We start from the raw sequence: 21,224 nt of genomic DNA, 5'->3' as shown, positions 1-21,224 counted from the left end.
GTTCGGGCCTCAGCCAGCGGCAGCGAAGGAGGGCGCGGGTTTTGCGGTGGTGGTGTAGCTGCCATCGAGGTACACCAGCGGGGTAATGGCGTCGCTGGTATGGATTTGCAGGATGCGCCCGATGAACACCGTGTGGGTGCCATAGCTGAAGTGGCCGTCCTGGCGGCAGAGTATCGCCGATTGCGCATCGCCCAGGTACGGAATGCCACCGGCACTGGTCAGCCAGTTGCCACGGTCGAAACGCGCCTCGCCTTTGATCGCGCCGCTGCACAGGTGCGCCAGGTCCTGTTGTTCGACCCCGAGAATGTTCACGCAGAAATCTGCACCGGTCGCCAGTGCAGCATGGGGCGAAGCGGTTTTGTTGACGCAGATCAGCAGCGACGGTGGTTCGGTGCTGAGGGAATCGACGGCCGTGGCGGCCATGGCGAAACGCTCGGAGCCGTTGCTGGTGCTGATTATGGTGACTGACTTGGCCAGGCGGCGCATGGCCTGGAGCATGTCGGCTTTCAGATTGACGTCATTCATCGCACGAGCCCTTTCGTTGTGCATGGAGTGCGATGGATTCTTGCTCTGGTGTCCATCTGGAACATCGTCCGAGGGGACTAGTCGACCGGGAAGCTTGGCGGCCTTCGGGCTGACCGGGTGTTTGCTGATGTACACCGCCAACCTGTGGGAGCTGGCTTGCCTGCGATGGCGGCCTGATAGCCGACCAGGATTTTTGGTGGTGTACATATCCATTCCTGCGGTTACGGCTACTTAGGGTTCCGCCCTTACGGCGGGTCACTTGGAAAAGCCCCAAGTAACCAAGGGCTTTTGCCCCTTTCGTTCGGTGCCTCGCCTAGGCTCGGCATGCCCTCGCTCCGGTCCTGCTCCGTGGGCCCGCCGCCATCGGCCATCCATGGCCGGGGGCGGCTAACCCGGCATCCATGCCGGGTTGCCCACTGCGCAGAACCTGCGCTCGGCCTCTCGATGGGGCGCCCAGATCAAGATCAAAAGCTGCAGGCGAGCTAACGCTCGGCCTGATGAGTGGTGAGGAAATGGGTGTACGTCGCTCTGCTTTTTGTCGGAGCTGGCTTGCCTGCGAAGGCGGCCTGCCAGCCGACCTGATTTCGCGGCTGTATCCGATCCAATTGTGGGAGCGAGCCTGCTCGCGAAGGCGGCCTGCCAGCGGACCTGATTTCGCGGCTGTATCCGATCCAATTGTGGGAGCGAGTCTGCTCGCGAAGGCGGCCTGCCAGCCGACCTGATTTCGCGGCTGTACCCGATCCAATTGTGGGAGCGAGCCTGCTCGCGAAGGAGGCCTGCCAGCCCCCCTGAATTTGAAGAATGTACCTCGACCCTGTGGGAGCGAGCTTGCTCGCGAAGGCGGCCTGATACCCGACGCTTGCGCTGAATGTGCCGGCCTCTTCGCGGGCAAGCCCGCTCTCACATTGAATCTTCACTGTTCTCTGCCGCACATGGTCCGTTTGAGGGATGCCCACCGTCCTGTGCATTGCTTGAATGCCCCCTAGAGGCGAGCACCGCTGGTGCTGCACACGCCTCGCTGCACGCGCGCCCCGGCGGATGGGGTGATCAGAGGAGAACAATAAAAATGCTCAATCAAGACCTGATTCGCCAGCGTCTGAGCCAACGTGCCCGCGAGCTGGTGCCGATCCTGCGGGAGCGCGCCTTGAACGCCGCGCAAGCCGGCCAGTTGCCTGAAGAGACGCTTAAGGATTTCCAGGACGCCGGATTCTTTCGCATCTTGCAACCGTCCCGGTGGGAAGGCTATGAACTGGAGCCCAAGGACTTCTTCGACGTACAGATGACCCTTGCCGAAGGTTGCATGTCTTCGGCCTGGGTGCTGGGGGTGGTGGCGATCCATAACTGGCAACTGGCGCTGTTCGATGACCGTGCCGCACAAGATGTCTGGGGCTCCGATTCCAGTGTGCTGATTTCTTCTTCCTATATGCCGGTGGGCAAGGTCGAGCGGGTCGACGGTGGTTTCAAATTGAGCGGGCGCTGGGGTTTTTCTTCCGGCAGCAAGCATTGCGACTGGGTGTTTCTCGGCGCGCTGGTGCCGCCGGAGGAAGCGGGTGGGGCGCCGGACTACCGGACTTTCCTGCTGCCACGTAGCGACTACCAGATTCTCGACAATTGGAATGTCATGGGCCTGGAAGCCACCGGTTCCCACGACATTCTGGTGGAAAACGCCTTCGTTCCGGAGTACCGCACCCATCGTGCCTTCGACGGTTTCATGCAGAACAGTCCGGGTAACGCGGTGAACACCGCGCCGCTGTTCCGCCTGCCTTTCGGGCAGATTTTTGTGCGGGCGGTGTCGTCCTCGGCCATCGGTGCGCTGCAAGGCGCGGTGGATCAGTTTGTCGAGCACAACCGCACGCGAGTCGGGGTCAACGACGGTCGCAAAATGCTCCAGGACCCGGCCGCGCAATCGGCGCTGGCCAACGCCATGGTCTGCGTCGACGAGTGCAAGACCGTGCTGCTGCGCAACTTCGCGCTGATGCTGCAACGGGCGCAAAGCGCCGAGCCGTTGAGCATGCCCGAGCGGGTGAAAATGCGTTACGACTCGGCGCTGGTGGCCGACAAGTGCGCCAAGGCTGTCGCCGAGTTGATGTTCAACAGCGGCGCCTCGACGATTTTCCGCAGTCACCCGATCAACCGCGCATTTCGCGACATTCACACCGGGCGCGCCCACGTCGCCAACAGCCCGGCCAAGTACGCCTGGAACCTCGGCGGGGTGAGCATGGGCCAGGACAGTAACGACTTCTTCCTCTGACACTTTCCCTTCGAATCAGCTAGTCCGTTTGCGTGATTCGAGCGCCCCGCCGATGCCCGAGCATGGGGCAAGGCACAGGTCTCTGGCGCCGACTGCGCATCCAAATAAGCACAAGGATCAACCATGAAATTTTCCCTGATTTACGAAGCACAGACGGTGGACTCCAGCCGCGAAGGCGACCGCAAGATTTTCGAAGACACCGTCGAGCAGGCCGTGCTGGCCGACAAGCTTGGCTTCGACACCTTCTGGTGCGTGGAACACACGGCGCTGAGCAACTACTCGCACATGTCCGCACCGGAAACCATGCTGGCCTTTGTGGCCGGTAAAACCGAACGCATCGGCATCGGCCACGGCGTGGTGTGCTTGCCGCCGGCGATGAACCACCCGGTGAAAGTGGCCGAACGCATCGCCACCCTCGACCTGCTGTCCAAGGGCCGCGTGCACTTTGGCGTCGGCAAGGGCGGCACCCAGCAAGAAGCCGGCACCTTCGGTTATGACCTGGCGACGTTGCAGCCGCAGATAGACGAGATGATGTACCTGATTCCGAAAATGTTCGTGCAAGATGAAATCGAGCACAACGGCGACTTCGTGCAGATCCCCAAACGCCCGATCCATCCCAAGCCTTATCAAGACCCGCACCCGCCGATGTACCTGGCGTGCACCAATACCGAGTCGCTGAAAAAGGCGGGTGGTCGCGCAATGGGTGCATTGGTGCTGGGCTTCGGTGGCCCGGAAGAAATCGCCAAGAAGGTCGAGGTCTATCACGAAGCCTTTGATAACCGCGATGAGAAGCAGCAGGTGGGCTTCCGTCCCAACCGCCACATCGCCGCGCTGTGCCCGGCCATTGTGCTTGAAGACAACGAAGAGGCGCGCCGCATCGGTATTCGTGGCCAGCGTTATTTCATGGAATCCCTGGGCTATTGGTATGGCGGTGGCGAGCGTCCGGACCCGGAGAAGTGGAAGGACGACACCTTTGTCGATGGCAACGGCCAGAGCGTGATCAAGTCGCGCTTCGCCTCGGAAGAAGTCAGTGTCGATTTCTCCGACCCGACCATGGCGATGATGAACCCCAACCACGCCTACGGCACCGTCGAGGATTGCATTGGCTACGTGCAGCGCCTGATCGATGCCGGCGCCGACGAAATCCTGTTCATCTGCCAGATGGGCACTGTGCCGCAGTGGGCGCAGCTGGAGACCTTGCGCAACATTGGCGAGAAAGTGATCCCGCATTTTCGTAAGGGTTGAGAGCTAACGCTCAAGGCATGAACACTGCATAACCCCCTGTGGGAGCGGGCTTGCTCGCGAAGGCAGAGTGACAGTCGATGTTGATGTCGCCTGACACGACGCCTTCGCGAGCAAGCCCGCTCCCACAGGTTTTGGGCCTGACACCCGACCCCTGTAGGAGCTGCCGCAGGCTGCGATCTTTTGATCTTCGACAATTGTGAGATCGCCAAAAGATCGCAGCCTGCGGCAGCTCCTACAGGGCCCCCTCAAAGCCCATTTTTATATCTCCCCGTCATCCCCTCCCGCTAGTCCCATTGGACGATGTTGCCCCTCCCCGAACCCGCTTGAATAGCCCTACATAAAGTCTCCCCCGGCAGCCGCCGAAGGGTGGCACCGCCTGAGTAAAACGAGGAGTGCATCCATGGATATCCGTGGTCTGGGTTACGTCACCCTGTTGTCCAGCGACCTGGCGCAATGGCGTCACTACGCAAGCCAGGTGCTGGGCATGATGGTCGCCGGCGACAATGAGCACCTGTACCTGAAAATGGATGAGCGCCATTACCGCATCCTGGTGCAGAAAAACACTGGAAACGGCTTCGGCGCCTGCGGTTGGGAAGTGGCCGGCAAAGCGGCCCTTGAACAGGCTGTCAGCGAGCTGCAGCAGGCCGATGTGCAAGTCACCCGAGGCACAGCAGCCGAAGCCGAGCTGCGTAAAGTCCAGGAACTGGTGCACTTCAGCGATCCGGATGGCAATCGCCATGAACTGTTCTGGGGCCCGTTGCAAGACTTCGCACGCTTCGTTTCACCGGTCGGGGTCAAAGGTTTCGTCACCAATGAGTTGGGCATGGGCCATGTGGTGCTGCCGGCACCAAGCTTCGAACGCTGCCGGGATTTCTACGAACAGGTAATGGGTTTCGGCCTGTCCGACCTGATGAAAGTCCGCTTCACCCCGGACCCGGCCGAGCCGCAAAAACGCATTCACTTCCTGCATTGCAACAACGGCCGACACCACTCGCTGGCGATTTTCGAGTGCCCGATGCCTCACGGCTGCGTGCACATGATGGTCGAGGTCAACGCGCTGGACGAAGTCGGTCGCGCCCTGGACCGCGTGCACGCCAACGGCGTGAAGCTGTCGGCCACCCTCGGCCAGCATACCAACGATCAAATGATCTCTTTCTATATCACGACCCCGTCCGGCTTTGACCTGGAATACGGCTGCGATGGCCTGGTGGTCGATTGGGATCGCCACACTCCGTTCGAAAGCACCGTGGTCAGCCACTGGGGTCACGACTTCAGTGTCGGTCGGCAATGAGGAATATGACCATGGACAAGCAAATGACCACAGCCGAGATCGTCGGCCAACTGCGTGACGGCATGACTATCGGCATCGGTGGTTGGGGCCCGCGACGCAAACCCATGGCGCTGGTGCGCGAAATTCTGCGCTCGGACCTTAAAGACCTTACTGTGATCGCCTACGGCGGCGCCGATGTCGGCATGCTCTGCGCAGCTGGCAAGATCAAGAAATTGGTATTCGCTTTCGTTTCTCTGGACTTCATTCCACTGGAGCCGTATTTCCGCAAGGCCCGTCAGGAAGCCGCGCTGGAGGTGATGGAAATCGACGAAGGTATGCTCTTGCTGGGCTTGCGGGCAGCGGCAATGAAGGTGCCTTTTATTCCGACCGCGGTGGGCCTGGGCACGGATGTGCTGCGTCATAACCCGCAGATCAAATTGATCGCCTCGCCATACGCCGATGGCAAGGACTGGGTGGCCATGCCGGCGCTCAAGCTTGATGCAGCGCTGGTGCATGTCGACCGTGCCGATGTGCGCGGTGTGTGCCAGATCAGCGGCACCGATCACTACATGGACGACCTGTTCGTGCGGGCCGCGACCCACAGCTACGTGACCTGCGATGAGCTGGTGGACAGCGAATATTTCCACCGCGATGCCGGGCAGGCGCACCAAGTGTTCTGGGAACGCAACCTGACCACCGCCGTGGCCCACGTGCCGGGCGGGGCGCATCCGTCTTCCTGCGGGCCGCTGTACGGTTTCGACGTCGCGCACTTCAAGGCCTACAACGCCACGGCTCAGGCCGTCGATGGCTGGCAGGGCTACGTCCGTGACTACGTCGACTGCACCCACGAACAGTATCTGGACAAGGTCGGTGGCCTGACTGCGATCCGCCAACTGCCGTTGCCGATTTTCTAAGGGAGCCTTCCGATGAGCACTACGACTTACAGCCTCGCTGAGCTGATGATCTGCGCCGCCTCCGAAGCCTGGCGCGACGACGGCGAGGTGCTGGCCAGCGGCATCGGCGTGATCCCGCGCCTGGCCGCGTCACTGGCCATGCTCAGCAGCAATCCGCAGCTGTTGATGACCGATTCCGAAGCCTACATGGTCGCCGAGCCGGTACCCCTTGGCGCACGCAACGGCTATCAACCCAAGCGCGACAGCTGGATGGGCTTCTCGCGAATTTTCGACAACGTCTGGGGCGGTAAGCGCCATGCGCTGGTGGGCCCGACCCAGATAGACCGTTTCGGTCAGGCCAACATCTCCTGCATCGGCGACTACGCCAAACCCAAGGCGCAGATGCTCGGGGTGCGCGGTTTTCCTGGCAACTCGATCAGCCACGCCAACTCCTTTTGCGTGCCCAGCCACAACCGGCGGGTATTCGTCGAAGGCGAGGTCGATATGGTCGCCTCGGTCGGCTACAACCCGGCTCGCCTTGCGCGTGGCTGGTCGCTGGACGAGATCGATATCCGCCTGATCATCACCGACCTGTGCGTGCTGGATTTCCAGGGGCCGCAGCGCCAGATGCGCATTCGCTCGCTCCACCCTGGCGTCACCGTTGCTCAGGTTCAGGACAACACCGGGTTTGAGCTGCACGTACCGCAAAACTGCCCGGCCACGGTGGCGCCGACGGTTGAACAACTGCAGCTGATCCAGCGCCTGGACCCGCACAACCTGCGCGCCACTCAGCTCAAAGACAACCCGCCAGGCCAGCGCTGAGCGTCCCCCGGTTTTGGAGAAAAGTGATGGCTGAACATAACGATAATAATCAGGCCGAGGTGGTGCTTTACGAGGTGCGTGGCGCGGTGGCGTTGGTCACCATGAACCGCCCCGAGTACCACAACGCGCAGAACTCGCAGATGACCTATGCGCTGGACGCGGCGTTTCGCCGGGCCTGTGATGACGATGAAGTGAAGGTCATTGTGTTGCGTGGCGCCGGCAAGCATTTCTCCGCCGGGCATGACATCGGCACCCCGGGCCGTGATGTCGATCAGACGTTCGACCGGGCGAGCCTGTGGTACGACCATGTGAACAAACCGGGCGGTGAATTTCTTTACGCCAGGGAACAAGAAGTCTATCTGGGCATGTGCCGACGCTGGCGCGACATGCCCAAACCGACCATCGCCATGGTCCAGGGCGCGTGCATTGCCGGCGGGCTGATGCTGGCCTGGGTTTGCGATTTGATCGTCGCCAGCGAAGACGCCTATTTCGCCGACCCGGTGGTGCGCATGGGCATTCCAGGGGTCGAGTATTTTGCCCACGCGCATGAACTGAACCCGCGCATCGCCAAGGAGTTTCTGTTCCTCGGCGAGCGCATGCCCGCACCCCGCGCCTACCAGATGGGCATGCTCAATCGAGTGGTGGCCCGCGACGAGCTTGAACAACAGACTCTCGACATCGCCGGGCGCATTGGGCAGATGCCGCGCCTCGGTTTGCAACTGAGCAAACAGGCGGTGAACAATGCCGAAGACCTGATGGGCAAGCGCGCGACCATGGACATGGTGTTCGGTCTGCATCACTTCGCCCACGCCCACAATGAGCTGGTGTCCGGCGACCGCCTCGGCGGTTATGACGCCAAGGCCATGGCCAGTTCGCAACGTAAAACGGGCGGGGCGTGAGCATGGCGATCTCGTTGAATACCCGTTTGACCGAACTGCTCGGTTGCCGCTATCCGATCATCCAGACCGCCATGGGTTGGGTCGCCGACCCGAAACTGGTGGCGGCCACAGGCAATGCCGGTGGCTTTGGTTTTCTCGCCGGGGCGACCATCGAACCGCAGCACATGGAAGCGGCGATCCTCGAAACCAAACGCCTGACCGATCAACCGTTCGGCGTCAATTTTCATATGTACCAGGCCAATGCCGGCGAGATCGTCGAGTTGGTACTGCGTCATAAGGTCCGGGCGGTCAGCTACAGCCGATCGCCCGGCAAGCAGATGATCAGTCGTCTGAAAGACGCCGGCGTGGTGTGTATTCCCACGGTCGGTGCGCTCAAGCATGCGCAGAAAGCCGTGGAAATGGGCGCCGACGCGGTGACCGTGCAGGGCGGCGAGGGCGGTGGGCATACCGGTTCGGTGCCGACCTTGATGCTGCTCGACCAAGTGGTCAACGCGGTCTCGGTGCCGGTGGTGGCGGCCGGTGGTTTCAAGGACGGCAAAGGCCTGGTTTCCGCCCTGGCCTATGGCGCCGAAGGCATCGCGATGGGTACACGCTTTCTGATGTGCGCCGACAGCCCGGTGCCGCGGGCGACGCTGGCGCGATACCTGGCGGTCAAGGACCCCGCGGCGATCATCATCAGCCGCGCCATCGACGGCATGCCACAACGGATGATCCGCAACGAATTGCTCAACCAACTAGAAGCCAGCGGCGGTCTCAAGCGCTGGTTGCTGGCGGTGCGCAGTGGCTTGGCCTACCGCCGCCATAGCGGCATAAGCCTGGTTCAACTGCTCGGCAGCGCGCTGAAGATGCGTGGCAGCGCAGAGCTGACGGCCGCGCAAAGCCTCATGGCCGCCAACGCACCGATGGTGATCCAGAAAGCCATGGTCGACGGGCAACCGGCGGTCGGCGTATTGCCCGCCGGCCAGATCGCCGCGTCCATCGACAGCTTGCCCAGCTGCGCCCAATTGATTGAACAGATCGTCCGCGACGCTGAAGCGCGCTTGGGCGAGCTGTGCCGCCGTGTGTTGTGAAGGGGAAAGGCATGAAACCATTTAGCGTCAGTATCGAAAACGGCATCGCCGAACTGGTGTTCAACCAGCCACCGGTCAACGCCTTCAATTGTCAGGGCTGGGCCGATATCGCCAGCGAAATCGAAAGCTTCGGTCGCGACTCCAGCGTCCGGGTGATCGTCATTCGTGCTGAAGGTCGCGGCTTCTGTGCCGGGGTCGACATCAAGGAACTGGCCGCCGACGGCAACCTGATCGTGGCGGTGAACAAGGGCAACTACGACAGCTTCAAGGCGATCCACCGTAATCCGAAACCGGTGATCGTCGCCGTGCACGGCTTCGTCCTTGGCGGCGGCATCGGCCTCTGCGGCGCTGCCGACATTCTGGTGGCCTCCGAGTGCGCCCGTTTCGGGGTGCCCGAAGTGGATCGCGGCGCCATGGGCGGCGGCGCCCATTTGCAGCGGCTGTTCCCGGTGCAGAAGGTGCGGCACATGTACTTCACCGGCGAGATGATCGACGCCGCCGAGGCCTGGCGTCTCGGTGCGGTGGAGCGTGTGGTCAAGCGCGAAGACTTGCGTGAAGCCGCATTGCAGATCGCCCGCGCCATCGCCGCCAAAAGCCCGGCCATGATCAGCCTGGCCAAGGAGGCCTTGAGCGGCATCGAAGACGGCAATCTGGAAGATAAATATCGCTGGGAGCAGGGCTTCACTCTCGAGGCTTATCGCTCACTGGACTCTCAGGAAGCACGCGACTCGTTCGTCGAGAAACGCGATGCCCGATTCAACGGCTGAAGGCACTCTCATGGACCTGACATACACCCCGGCCCAGCAGGCCTTTCGCGCGCAAGCGCGGGCCTGGCTGACGGCCAATGTACCCAGTGAACCGCTGCAATCGTTCGACACCGAGCAGGGATTTGCCGAGCATCGTGCCTGGGAAACCCGCCTCAATGAGGGACGCTGGGGTATGGTCACCTGGCCAACCGAACTCGGTGGGCGCGGTTGCGACCTGATCGAGTGGCTGATTTTCGAAGAGGAGTACTACCGCTCCGGTGCCCCCGCACGGGTCAACCAGAATGGCATCTTCCTGCTCGGGCCGACACTGATGGAATACGGCAGTGAAGAACAGAAAGCGCGATTTCTGCCGCGCATGGCCACCGGGGAAGAAATCTGGGCCCAGGCCTGGTCCGAACCGGGTGCCGGCTCCGACATGGCGGCGATTCGCTCGAGGGCTGAACGGGTGGGCGACCACTACGTGATCAACGGCCAGAAAACCTGGTCGACCCGTGCGGTGTGGGCCGATTGGGCGTTCGGGATTTTCCGCACCGACCCTCACTCGCAGCGCCATCAGGGCCTTACGTTTATTTTGCTGCCGCTCGATACCCCGGGAATCACCGTACGGCCCATTCCTCAGCTCAATGGCTTGCCGGGGTTCGCCGAGATTTTCTTTGACGACGTCAAAGTGCCGGTGGAGAACGCGTTGGGCGGCGAGGGCATGGGCTGGCATGTGGCGATGTCCACTGCCGGATTCGAGCGCGGGTTGTTGCTGCGTTCGCCGGCACGTTTTCAGGAAACCGCCCGGCGTCTAGTGCAGCTGTACCAGTCGAATCGTGAGCAAGCCGACCGTGATCCGGCGATTGGCGAAGCGGTTATGCGCGCCTGGCTCGACGCTGAGGCCTACACCCTGAACACCTACATGACCGCCTCGCAACTGGTGCAGGGCGGGAAGATCGGGCCGGAATCCTCGACCAATAAAATTTTCTGGTCGGAACTCGATCAGCGCATGCACGACACCGCCCTGAGCATTCTCGGATGGCGCGGCGAGCTGCTGCCCGAGGCTCCCGCCGCTGGCGATGTTGGCCATTGGCTAGAAGGTTTTCTGTTTGCCCAGGCCGGGCCGATTTACGCCGGCACCAACGAGATCCAGCGCAACATCATTGCCGAACGCATGCTCGGCATGCCGCGTGCCTGAGGAATCAATCATGGACTTTAGTTTCAGCCGCGACCAATTGCTGTTTCAGGACAACGTCAGAAGTTTTTTGATCAACGAAGTGACCCCGGAGCGCATTCGCGAACTGTGGCTCAGTGACAGCGGGCGCAGCGACCGGCTCTGGGCGCAACTGGTGGAGTTGGGCCTCACTGCGCTGACCGTGCCCGAGGCGCATGACGGGATGGGAATGAATGAACTGGACTTCATTTTGATCGCTCAGGAATGTGGTTACGCCGGTCTGCCGGAGCCGCTGGTGGAGACGATGCTGATCGGCGTGCCGTTGCTCGCTGCCCTTGATGAACGTCACGCGGCGCTTAAGCAACATTGGTTGGTGCGCGTCGCTGAAGGCCGCGCGCGGTTGGCGATCGCCGAGCCGGGTAACCCGCTGGTCAGCGATGCCCATGTCGCCGATTTGCTGTTGCTGGCCCATGGCGATGAGGTGCACGCGGTTGAGCGTGGCACCGTGCGATTGACCCGCAATGTATCTATCGACCCCAGTCGTCAACTGTTCCAGGTCGACTGGACACCAACGTCCGCTACCTGTGTGGCTGCCGGTGAACAAGGGCGGCGTTTATGGGCCGCTGCGTTTAACCGCGGGGCGCTAGGCAGTGCCGCGCAGTTGCTCGGGCTGGCCAAACGCATGGTCGATCTCGCGGTGGATTACACCTTCGAACGCAAACAGTTCGGCAAACCGGTCGGTTCGTTCCAGGCGGTCAAGCACTTGATGGCCAATATTGCGGTGCAGATCGAATTTGCCAAGGGACCGTTGTATCGCGCCGCCTATGCACTGGCGGAGCAACAGCCGGGTCAGGAGGTGTTGATTTCCCATGCCAGATTGGCGACCTCGGAAGCAGCGATGCTTGCGGCCAAAAACACCATTCAGGCTCACGGCGCCATGGGTTACACCTGGGAAGTCGACCTGCACCTGTTCATGAAACGCGCCTGGGCGCTGGACAAGGTCTGGGGTGATCGCGGCCATCACAAAGGACGAATCCGTGCGGCGTTGTTTAACGGCAATCACGCCCTGGGTGCTGGCAATACTTTCTGACGGCGACCGTGCCCGACTTCAACTGACTGCGAGGTAGACCATGCCTGAAGCCTATATTGTAGACGCTCTGCGCACGCCCACCGGCCGGCGCAAGGGTGGTTTGAGCCAGATTCACGCGGCCGATCTGGGCGCCCATGTCTTGCGCGCGCTGGTCGAGCGCAACGACATCCCCGATGAGGATTACGACGACGTGATCTTTGGCTGTGTCGACACCATTGGCCCGCTGGCCGGGGACATTGCCCGGACCAGTTGGCTGGCCGCCGGCCTGTCGCAATCGGTGCCTGGCACTACCATCGATCGCCAGTGCGGTTCGTCCCAGCAAGCGGTGCACTTTGCCGCCCAGGCAGTGATGAGCGGCACTCAAGATGTGGTTGTCGCCGGTGGCGTGCAAACCATGACCCAGATCCCGATTTCCTCGGCCATGATCGCCGCTGAACCGCTGGGCTTTCGCGACCCGTTCAGCGGCTCCGAAGGTTGGGTCCGGCGCTACGGTGCGCAACCGCCGACGCAGTTTCGTTCGGCGCAAATGATCGCCGAGAAGTGGGAGTTGTCCCGGGCGCAGCTGGAGGCCTATTCACTGGAGTCGCATCAGCGAGCATTGCGGGCCATCGAGCAAGGGCGGTTCAACCGCGAGATCGTGCCGCTGGCCGGGGTCGTACACGACGAAACGCCGCGCCAGACCAGCCTGGCGAAAATGGCCGAACTGGAATATCTGTTTGGCTGTGATCGGGTGACGGCGGCGGTCTCCAGCCAGACCTGCGACGCGGCCAGCGCGATATTGATTGTCTCCGAAGCGGCGCTCAAGCGTTACGGGCTGACGCCTCGAGCACGCATCCACCACCTGAGCGTGCGCGCCGACGACCCGATCTGGATGCTCACCGCACCGATCCCGGCGACCGCTTACGCGCTCAAACGCGCCGGCATGAAGCTGGAAGACATTGACCGGGTGGAGATCAACGAAGCCTTCGCGTCGGTGGCGATGGCGTGGCTCAAGGAGACGGGTTATCCCCATGAGCAGACCAACGTCAATGGCGGGGCGATTGCCCTTGGCCATCCCCTGGGCGCCACCGGCACCCGTTTGATGTGCAGCCTGCTGCATGAACTGGAACGCAGTGGTGGGTGCTTCGGTTTGCAGACCATGTGCGAAGGCGGTGGCCAGGCCAACGTGACAATTATCGAACGCTTGTAAGCTGACCCGATTCCGGGATGCACACTGATCCTGTGGGAGCGTGGCTCGCCCGCGATGGGATCACTGCGGTGGACCTGACACGCCGCGGCGTCTGCATCGCAGGCAAGCCAACTCCCACAGGGGATTGTGTCGACGAGCGAATAATGTGAAGGAATAGCAACATGAACATCTGTGAGAACCGCATCGTGATCATCACTGGCGCCGGTGGCGGTTTGGGCCGCGCCTACGCACTGGCCTTCGCCGCCGAGGGCGCCAAAGTGGTGGTCAACGACATCAACCGTGAAGCGGCGCTGGCCGTGGTCGGCGAAATTCTCGAGCAGGGCGGCAGCGCCGTGGCCAACAGCAACGACATCACCCGCTATGACGATGCGGCGTTGATCGTGCGTCAGGCGATTGAAACCTACGGTGGCCTGAACGTGGTGGTAAACAACGCCGGCATCTGCCGCGACCGCATGTTCGCCAGCCTCACCGAAGCTGATTGGGATGCCGTGGTGGCCGTGCACCTCAAAGGCCATTTCTGTATCGCCAGCCACGCCACACGTTACTGGCGCGAACAGGCCAAGGTCGGTGCCACGGTAAACGCGCGGATCATCAACACCAGCTCCGGCGCAGGTTTGCAGGGCTCCATTGGTCAGTCCAACTACGCGGCGGCCAAGGCCGGCATTGCGGCGCTGACATTGGTCCAGGCTGCTGAACTGGGGCGCTATGGGATTACCGTCAACGCGTTGGCCCCGGCGGCGCGCACCGGCATGACCGAGCAGGTGTTCGCCGACACCATGAAAAAGCCTGAAGAGGGTTTCGATTACTTTGCCCCGGAAAACGTCGCACCGCTGGTGGTCTGGCTCGGGTCCGAGGCTTCTCGCGAAATCACCGGGCAGATGTTTGAGGTCGAGGGTGGCAAGTTGTCGATTGCCGACGGCTGGCGCCGAGGCCCGGAACTGGACCGTAACGGCCGATGGGCGGTGGACGAGATGGGCGAAGCGGTCACCCAACTGGTGGCACAGGTCGTTCCGGCGGCGAAAGTCTACGGCAGTTGACCGGATAAAAAGACGGAGGAACGCTTCACCGATTGGCAAACGCCGATGGCAACACATTTCTTTGCTCTCTGCAGGCAACTATCAAAAATCATTAATGATTTGTTAGTATCGCTTTTATAATTCGGTAGGCACCGAATGTATGGCCGCGGACCCGGGTCCTCAAGGCAGGATCCTGCGCGCTTCCTGGAGTGGCGACGTCACGGGCCTTATTAACGGTAGTATGGAGCAAGGCATGAAGTTGACGTTGACATTGACCAAGCACAGTGCGCTGATTCGCGCGTACGCGTCATGACCATTCTGGTCACTGGCGCCGCTGGTTTCATCGGGTTTCACACGGCTAGGCGTTTATGTCTCGACGGGCATGAAGTAGTCGGCATCGATAACCTCAACGACTACTACGACGTGTCGCTCAAACGCGCGCGTCTCAAAGAACTGGAGTCCTTGCCGGGCTTTCGATTCCAGACGCTGGACATCGTCGACAAGCCGGCATTGATGGCGTTGTTCAGCGATTATGGTTTTTCAGAAGTCGTGCATTTGGCCGCGCAGGCGGGCGTTCGTTATTCGCTGGACAATCCCGACGTTTATGCGCAAACGAACCTCGTGGGCTTTCTCAATGTGCTGGAAGCCTGCCGGCACTATCGTCCCGCGCATTTGATCTATGCTTCGAGCAGCTCGGTGTATGGCACCAACAGCAAAATGCCGTTCAGTGTCGAGGATGCTGTCGATCATCCCATTTCACTCTATGCCGCCACCAAGCGAGCCAATGAATTGTTGGCTCAAACTTACTGCCATTTGTATGGCTTGAAGGCCAGCGGTTTGCGCTTTTTCACCGTTTACGGGCCGTGGGGACGGCCCGACATGGCGCTGTTCAAATTTACTGAAGCGATGCTTAAAGGCCTGCCGATTGATATCTATAACCAGGGGCTGATGGCGCGCGATTTCACCTACATTGACGACATTGTCGAAAGCATTGCCCGTCTGCGCCTACGACCGCCGGTGGCGGACGGGGCGGCCGAAGGTGCCAACCGGTTGTTCAACATCGGGCGCGGCATGCCGGTGGCGCTGCTGGATTTTGTCGAATGCCTGGAGGACGCGCTGGGTATGCAGGCCCAGCGCAACTTGTTGCCGTTGCAGGCTGGCGATGTGGTCAAGACCTGGGCCGATATCTCGGCACTGGCCACATGGGTCGACTTCAGTCCGCAGGTGGCGGTTGAAACCGGTGTGAAGGAATTTGTGAAGTGGTATCGCCAGTTCTATCAAATATGAACTGTTCGCCCTTTATAAAAAAAGACCAAAGTAATCGAGGGCCTATATGAGCCATGACATTTTTGTATCCGTACTGATTCCCGCAAAGAACGAAGCGAACAATCTCAAGCTGTTGCTTGAAGAAGTCCGTGTTGCTTTGGCCGATGAATCGTACGAAATCATCGTCGTGGACGATGGCAGTACCGATGCCACCTTGCATGAACTGGGGCAGATCAAGCACAACGGCCTGAGCCAGTTGCGTATCCTGCATCATGAACGTTCGCTGGGGCAAAGTACCTCGCTCTATCACGCGGCGATCGCCGCTCGGGGGCAATGGCTGGCCACACTCGATGGCGATGGTCAGAACGACCCTGCGGATATTCCGGGAATGTTGGCGCTGGTGCGCGGTCAGCAGACTCGCGTCGACGTGCAACTGGTGGCTGGGCACCGTGTCAACCGTCGGGATACCGCCAGTAAGCGTTGGGCCTCACGGTTTGCCAACGCCCTGCGTCGCCGCATGCTGAAGGACGATACCCCGGACACCGGTTGCGGGCTGAAAGTGATCGAGCGTGCGGCGTTTTTGCGCCTGCCGTACTTCGACCATATGCATCGGTACATTCCGGCACTGATCCAGCGGCACAACGGCCGAATGATCGTCCATCCGGTCAACCATCGACCGCGCACGGCCGGTGTCTCCAAATACGGCAACATCGACCGCGCCCTGGTGGGCATTCTCGACCTGATCGGCGTTTGGTGGCTGATCAAGCGCACGCGTCTGAATACGAATGCGCAGGAGATCGAAGGATGAACCTCTCCCGCGAAACCCTCTGGCTGGTGATCGGCTTTGTGGGTCAGATAGCCTTCACCGGTCGTTTCGTCCTGCAGTGGCTGTACAGCGAATACCAGAAACGCAGCGTGATTCCGGTGAGCTTCTGGTACCTGAGCATCGTCGGTAGCACCCTGCTGCTTTTTTATGCCATTTACCGACAAGACCCGGTCTTCATCGCCGGTCAGGCGTTCGGTTCCATCGTCTATTTTCGCAACCTGCAATTGATTGCCAAAAGCAAACATCCGAAGGAATAAATCATGCGCAGATCCTTATCACCCAGGGTCGAATGCCTTGGCTTGATGCTGCTTGCTCTTTTATTGATCGGCGCGGGACTTGGGCTGCGTGTGCCGCAGAATGTCGACGAGGAGCGATTCCTCGGCGTTGCGCTGGAGATGCTGCACAACGGTTCGTGGCTGATTCCCCACCGTGCGGCGGAGATCTACGGCGACAAACCGCCGGTGTTCATGTGGACGGTGGCGTTTTTTGCCTGGCTCACCGGCAAGCCTTCTATCGCCCTTTATATTCCGGGCCTTCTGTCGGCCGTGACGGTCACGGCGGCGGTCTATGACCTGGGTCGCAGGCTCTGGAATCAGCGTATCGGCCGTATAGCGGCACTGTTGTACCTGGCGACTTATCAAACCTACAGCATCCTGCAGACCGGCCAGATCGACAGTTTCTTGGTTCTGTTCACCTCCGTCGGGATGTACGGGTTGGCGCGTCACCTGCTGCTCGGCCCCGCCTGGCGCTGGTTTTACGTGGGTTGCGCGGCCATGGGTATTGGCGTGATTACCAAAGGGGTGGGTTTTCTCCCGGCGCTGATGCTGATTCCCTATGCTTACGCGGTGCGCAAAGACTGGTCGGGTGTGGTGGCCATGCCGGGCGAGAAGCGCAAGTGGTTGCTCGGGTTTTTGATCATGCTGGGCGCCATCGCGATCTGGTTGCTGCCCTTGGCCTTGTCCATTGTGCTGAACGGCGGCGCCGAGGAACTCGCCTACGCGCGAGAAATCCTGCTGCGCCAGACGGCAGGGCGCTATGCCGCCTCGTGGGACCATCGCGAACCGTTCTGGTATTTCTTCACCAATGTCATCCCTCAGTACTGGCTGCCGTTGGTGCTCGCGCTGCCGTGGCTGGTTCCCGCCTGGCGCAAGCAACTGCGCAAGCATGACGGTCGAATGCTGGTGCTGCTGGGATGGGTCGCACTGGTCGTACTGTTTTTTTGCATCAGCGCCGGCAAACGCAAGTTGTACATCTATCCGGCGCTGCCCGGGTTGGTGCTGGCGGCTGCACCGTTGATTCCCTGGTTGCTCAAACGCTGGTTCAGCCAGCGCCCGCGTGGTCGACAGGTATTCAAGGCACTGGTCGTGACCTGGTTTGTGCTATGGATCGCCCGCGGTTTCATCGAGCCGATCAAGGACGGTCCCAATCCGCATGTAGAGATCATGGCGCAGGCAGCGACCCTGACCGATGGCGCAGAGCTGGTACTGGTCAACTGGCGCGAAGGCCACTGGCTCTACGCCCGCCAGCCGATCGTGCATTTCGGTATGGCCGACTCTACGGTCGAGCAGGCCGCTCAATGGCTGCGCGAACACCCTCGGGCCTACGCATTGGTTCCGGACGAGTTGCTGAGCCAGTGTTTCAACCCTCAGACCGCCCGTGAACTGGGTGAAACCTCCCGTGCGCAATGGTCGATTGTCGGTGCCGAGGCCGATAACGGCAAATGCCATCCGGGACAGCCTGGCCATGTCTATCGCTTCAGCTGGGGACCCGAAAAAACCTGAGCAATCCGCCCCTGATCCTTCAGGTGAACACCGGATAAAAGACACCTCGCAGGAGGGGCGAGCATGGCTATAATCGGCCGACGTTTCCTCCTGTCACCACACGAGACTGCCATGACTATTTCCCTGTACGACGCTTCTGTCCCGGTTTTCAAACAAATGCTCACCGCCCTGAGCGATGTGCTGAACAAGGCCGAAGCCCACGCGACGGCCAAGAACATCGACCCGAACGCGTTCCTGCAAGCCCGTCTGTACCCGGACATGTTCCCGCTGGTGCGTCAGGTGCAGATCGCCGTTGATTTCGCCAAGGGCGTTTCCGCGCGTCTGGCTGAAGTCGAGCTGCCGAAGTACGACGACAGCGAAACCACCTTCGCCGAGCTGCAAGCGTTGCTGACCAAGGTTCTGGCCTTCATCGGCGAGATCAAGCCTGAACAGATCAACGGCAAGGAAGGCATTGAGATCATCACCCGCCAGGGCACGCCGAAAGAGAAGCGCTTCACCGGTCAGGCTTACCTGCTGAGCTACGGTTTGCCGCAATTCTTCTTCCACGTCACCACCACCTATGCGCTGTTGCGCCACAACGGTGTGGAAGTGGGCAAGCGCGATTACATGGGCGCGTTCTAAACCGTCCAGATACAAAAAAGCCCGCCAAGGTTCACGCCTTGGCGGGCTTTTTCGTGCCCCATGTCTGTAGGAGCGAGCTTGCTCGCGAAGGTGTGTCAGCTACATAGGTGTCGGCTGACCCACCTTCGCGAGCAAGCTCGCTCCTACAAGGATGGGGGGATCTGCCGGCCCGGGCGATCAACGAGATAAGCAGGTTCGTGCAACCCTGATCGGAAACACTCTGTTAAGATCCGCCAACCTCATTTTCATGTACTGCCAGTGGGCCCTCGGGCTATCGCTGGTGTTGGCGTTTTCTGGAGTTTTGCATGCTGTTGCCCATCCTTCTGTTGTCCGCCGCCGGTTTCACGGTGCTGACCACGGAGTTCATCATCGTCGGCCTGTTGCCGGCCATCGCTCGAGACCTTGAAGTCAGCATCCCGCAAGCGGGATTGCTGGTGACGTTGTTCGCCTTCACCGTCGCTGCGTTCGGACCGTTTCTCACGGCGTATTTCGCCCGGTTCGAACGGCGCAAGTTGTTCATTTCGGTGCTGATCATGTTCGGTCTGGCCAACACCCTCGCAGCGTTTGCACCGAACATCTGGGTGATGGCCGTTGCCCGTTTGATCCCGGCGCTCGGGCTTCCGGTGTTCTGGGCATTGGCCAGCGAGACAGCGGTGGACATTGTCGGGCCGGATTACGCCGGACGCGCCATCGCCAAGATCGGTTTCGGCATTGTTTGCGCCACGGTGTTTGGCATTCCGGTGGGCACCTTGATCTCCGATGCATTCGGCTGGCGCAGTGCCTTCGGCATACTGGCGGTGATTGCGTTTGCCAAGGCCTTACTGCTGTTTATCTACCTGCCGAAAACCAATCTGCACCAGCATCAGGTGAGCTTCCGCTCGCAGTTCAAGATCCTGCGCAGCCCGTTGATGCTGGGCCATGTGCTGTTGTCGATCCTGGTGTTCAGCGGCATGTTCACCGCTTACACCTACCTGGCGGATATCCTTGAACGCCTGGCCGGATTCGACGGCGCCGTGGTCGGCTGGTGTTTGATGGGCTTCGGCGCGGTCGGTTTGATCGGCAACTCGCTGGGCGGCCGCGCGGTGGATCGCCATCCGCTGATTGCTTCGATGATGTTCTGCGCGTTCATGATCGCCGGCATGGTGGCGCTGGTGCCCAATATTCATTCGCCCGTCGGCCTGGCGGCGTCACTGGGGATCTGGGGCGTAACGCAGGCGGCGTTGTTCCTGGTCAGTCATGTGCGTTTGATGAAGGCTGCGCCGGAAGCGCCAGCCTTTGCCGCGTCGCTGAACATTGCCGGCGCCAACCTCGGGATCGGCCTGGGCGCCATGGTCGGCGGTCGGGTGATCGACGGTGTTGGCCTGCAAGGACTTGGTTTCGCGGCCGCCGGATTTATTCTGGTCTCGATCCTGCTGACGATCGCGTTGATGACCTTCAAACCGCGTGAAATCTGCGCCTGAAGGCTTTCAAATTTCGGTAAATAGCTCGCGCCGGGCACCTTCGGTAATGGCGACAATGCCGGGGTGCTTGACCTTGCGTTCCACCGAAATGGCATAGAACGACTCGGTCACCGCGTCAGTCTGGCCGATCACCTCGACGCCGCATTGGCGTTTCACCTCATCGGCAATCACGCTCGGGCCGATGAATATCCCACTGCCGGATTGGCCGAAGGCCTGCATCAGCGCGCTGTCGTCGAACTCACCGACGATTCGCGGCTGAATCTGCTGCTCGGCAAACCAGCGCTGCAAGCGACTGCGCACGACGGTTTCCGGCCCGGGAATCAGCAGGGGGGCACCGTGCAGGCTGCGAGGGAAATCCTGTCCATACCGTGCCGCCAGTTCCGTGGTGGCGAAGAAACTAATGCCGCATTCACCCAGTTTCTGGCTGTAGCCCTTGATGTCGAGGTGCGACGGCATCGGGCTGTCGGAAATCACCAGGTCCAGACGCTGGATCGCCAGGTCAGCGAGCAAGCGTTCGAGTTTGTCTTCGCGACAAGTGATGCGCAGCGGCTCGCTGAGCTCCATGGTCGGCGCGATCAAGCGATAGACGATGGATTTGGGCACCACGTCCGCCACCCCCACCCGAAACAGAATTTGCTGCTCATTGGGTTGTGCTCGCAACATCAACTCCAGTTCACCGCCCAGCTGAAACATTTGCTCGGCGTAGGGCAGGGTCTGGCGACCGGCCTCGGTGAGTTCAAGCTGGCGGCCGACTCGGCGAAACAGCTCGATGCCATAGGTTTGTTCGAGCAGCGAAATCTGCCCGCTGATGGTTTGCGGTGTCAGGTTCAGCTGCTCGCACGCACGCACGATGCTGCCTGTCTTGGCCACCACCCAGAAGTAATGAAGCTGTCGATAATTAAGCACGTTATTGAAATCCCCGTTTCACATCCTCTGTAGGAGCTGTCGAGTGAAACGAGGCTGCGATCTCTTGATCTTGCTCTTAAAAAAAACATCAAAAGATCGCAGCCTCGTTTCACTCGACAGCTCCTACGCGTACACGTACACGCAACCGCAACCGCAACCGCAACCGCACATGCA

General features: G+C 60.7%; 20 protein-coding genes. 18 read left to right on the top strand and 2 right to left on the bottom strand.

Going from position 1 to position 21,224, the window contains the following annotated elements:
• Positions 1-9 precede the first annotated feature (9 nt).
• Positions 10-525, bottom strand: a complete 516-nt coding sequence (locus tag JFU37_RS20670) for a flavin reductase family protein (protein WP_201118047.1) — start codon at positions 523-525, stop codon at positions 10-12.
• Positions 526-1,591: 1,066 nt separating this feature from the next.
• Between JFU37_RS20670 and JFU37_RS20665 the strand changes: the two genes are divergently transcribed.
• From JFU37_RS20665 to JFU37_RS20580, 18 genes are all read left to right on the top strand, one after another.
• Positions 1,592-2,776: a flavin-dependent monooxygenase gene (locus JFU37_RS20665; RefSeq protein ID WP_201118045.1), complete on the top strand. Its 1,185-nt coding sequence runs from the start codon at positions 1,592-1,594 to the stop codon at positions 2,774-2,776.
• A 123-nt stretch (positions 2,777-2,899) separates the two neighbouring features.
• The gene (locus tag JFU37_RS20660) at positions 2,900-4,021 is read left to right on the top strand and encodes an LLM class flavin-dependent oxidoreductase (protein WP_201118042.1); all 1,122 of its coding nucleotides are present in this window, start codon (positions 2,900-2,902) and stop codon (positions 4,019-4,021) included.
• Between the two features lie 400 nt (positions 4,022-4,421).
• Positions 4,422-5,312 carry a VOC family protein gene (locus JFU37_RS20655; protein WP_201118040.1) on the top strand — a complete coding sequence of 297 codons (891 nt, stop codon included), beginning with the start codon at positions 4,422-4,424 and terminating at the stop codon, positions 5,310-5,312.
• Between the two features lie 11 nt (positions 5,313-5,323).
• Complete coding sequence (locus JFU37_RS20650) at positions 5,324-6,205, top strand: CoA transferase subunit A (protein ID WP_201118038.1); 882 nt, start codon at positions 5,324-5,326, stop codon at positions 6,203-6,205.
• Between the two features lie 12 nt (positions 6,206-6,217).
• Positions 6,218-7,006: a CoA-transferase subunit beta gene (locus tag JFU37_RS20645; RefSeq protein ID WP_201118036.1), complete on the top strand. Its 789-nt coding sequence runs from the start codon at positions 6,218-6,220 to the stop codon at positions 7,004-7,006.
• A 26-nt stretch (positions 7,007-7,032) separates the two neighbouring features.
• A complete protein-coding gene (locus JFU37_RS20640) occupies positions 7,033-7,905 on the top strand; it encodes an enoyl-CoA hydratase (RefSeq protein ID WP_201118034.1) in 873 nt (290 codons plus the stop codon).
• Between the two features lie 2 nt (positions 7,906-7,907).
• Entirely contained in the window at positions 7,908-8,975 is a 1,068-nt protein-coding gene (locus JFU37_RS20635) for an NAD(P)H-dependent flavin oxidoreductase (RefSeq protein WP_201118033.1), read from the top strand.
• 11 nt (positions 8,976-8,986) lie between these two features.
• A complete protein-coding gene (locus JFU37_RS20630) occupies positions 8,987-9,742 on the top strand; it encodes an enoyl-CoA hydratase family protein (protein WP_201118032.1) in 756 nt (251 codons plus the stop codon).
• 10 nt (positions 9,743-9,752) lie between these two features.
• Entirely contained in the window at positions 9,753-10,919 is a 1,167-nt protein-coding gene (locus tag JFU37_RS20625; protein WP_201119487.1) for an acyl-CoA dehydrogenase family protein, read from the top strand.
• 10 nt (positions 10,920-10,929) lie between these two features.
• Positions 10,930-11,985, top strand: a complete 1,056-nt coding sequence (locus JFU37_RS20620) for an acyl-CoA dehydrogenase family protein (protein WP_201118031.1) — start codon at positions 10,930-10,932, stop codon at positions 11,983-11,985.
• Positions 11,986-12,025: 40 nt separating this feature from the next.
• Positions 12,026-13,174, top strand: a complete 1,149-nt coding sequence (locus JFU37_RS20615) for an acetyl-CoA C-acetyltransferase (RefSeq protein WP_201118030.1) — start codon at positions 12,026-12,028, stop codon at positions 13,172-13,174.
• Between the two features lie 161 nt (positions 13,175-13,335).
• A complete protein-coding gene (locus JFU37_RS20610; protein ID WP_201118029.1) occupies positions 13,336-14,211 on the top strand; it encodes an SDR family oxidoreductase in 876 nt (291 codons plus the stop codon).
• Between the two features lie 288 nt (positions 14,212-14,499).
• Positions 14,500-15,477: an NAD-dependent epimerase/dehydratase family protein gene (locus tag JFU37_RS20605; protein WP_201118028.1), complete on the top strand. Its 978-nt coding sequence runs from the start codon at positions 14,500-14,502 to the stop codon at positions 15,475-15,477.
• A 46-nt stretch (positions 15,478-15,523) separates the two neighbouring features.
• Entirely contained in the window at positions 15,524-16,264 is a 741-nt protein-coding gene (locus JFU37_RS20600; protein WP_201118027.1) for a glycosyltransferase family 2 protein, read from the top strand.
• Positions 16,261-16,539: a lipid-A-disaccharide synthase N-terminal domain-containing protein gene (locus JFU37_RS20595; protein WP_201118026.1), complete on the top strand. Its 279-nt coding sequence runs from the start codon at positions 16,261-16,263 to the stop codon at positions 16,537-16,539. The genes JFU37_RS20600 and JFU37_RS20595 overlap by 4 nt, the downstream gene beginning before the upstream one ends.
• Positions 16,540-16,542: 3 nt before the next feature.
• Positions 16,543-18,063 carry an ArnT family glycosyltransferase gene (locus JFU37_RS20590; protein ID WP_201118024.1) on the top strand — a complete coding sequence of 507 codons (1,521 nt, stop codon included), beginning with the start codon at positions 16,543-16,545 and terminating at the stop codon, positions 18,061-18,063.
• Between the two features lie 111 nt (positions 18,064-18,174).
• Positions 18,175-18,684, top strand: coding sequence for a DUF1993 domain-containing protein (locus tag JFU37_RS20585; RefSeq protein WP_201118022.1), 510 nt, complete (start codon positions 18,175-18,177; stop codon positions 18,682-18,684).
• 305 nt (positions 18,685-18,989) lie between these two features.
• Positions 18,990-20,144 (top strand): MFS transporter, encoded by a 1,155-nt coding sequence (locus JFU37_RS20580; RefSeq protein ID WP_201118021.1) that lies wholly within the window; start codon positions 18,990-18,992, stop codon positions 20,142-20,144.
• Between the two features lie 6 nt (positions 20,145-20,150).
• Here JFU37_RS20580 and nhaR read toward each other — a convergent pair whose 3' ends face one another.
• Positions 20,151-21,050 carry a transcriptional activator NhaR gene (gene nhaR, locus JFU37_RS20575; protein WP_201118020.1) on the bottom strand — a complete coding sequence of 300 codons (900 nt, stop codon included), beginning with the start codon at positions 21,048-21,050 and terminating at the stop codon, positions 20,151-20,153.
• Between the last annotated feature and the right edge of the window lie 174 nt (positions 21,051-21,224).

The organism is Pseudomonas sp. TH41 (genome assembly GCF_016650695.1).
In the GTDB taxonomy this organism is placed as follows: domain Bacteria; phylum Pseudomonadota; class Gammaproteobacteria; order Pseudomonadales; family Pseudomonadaceae; genus Aquipseudomonas.
The sequence above is the reverse complement of the archived record's forward strand: the minus strand, read 5'-3'. Positions and strand labels throughout refer to the sequence as shown.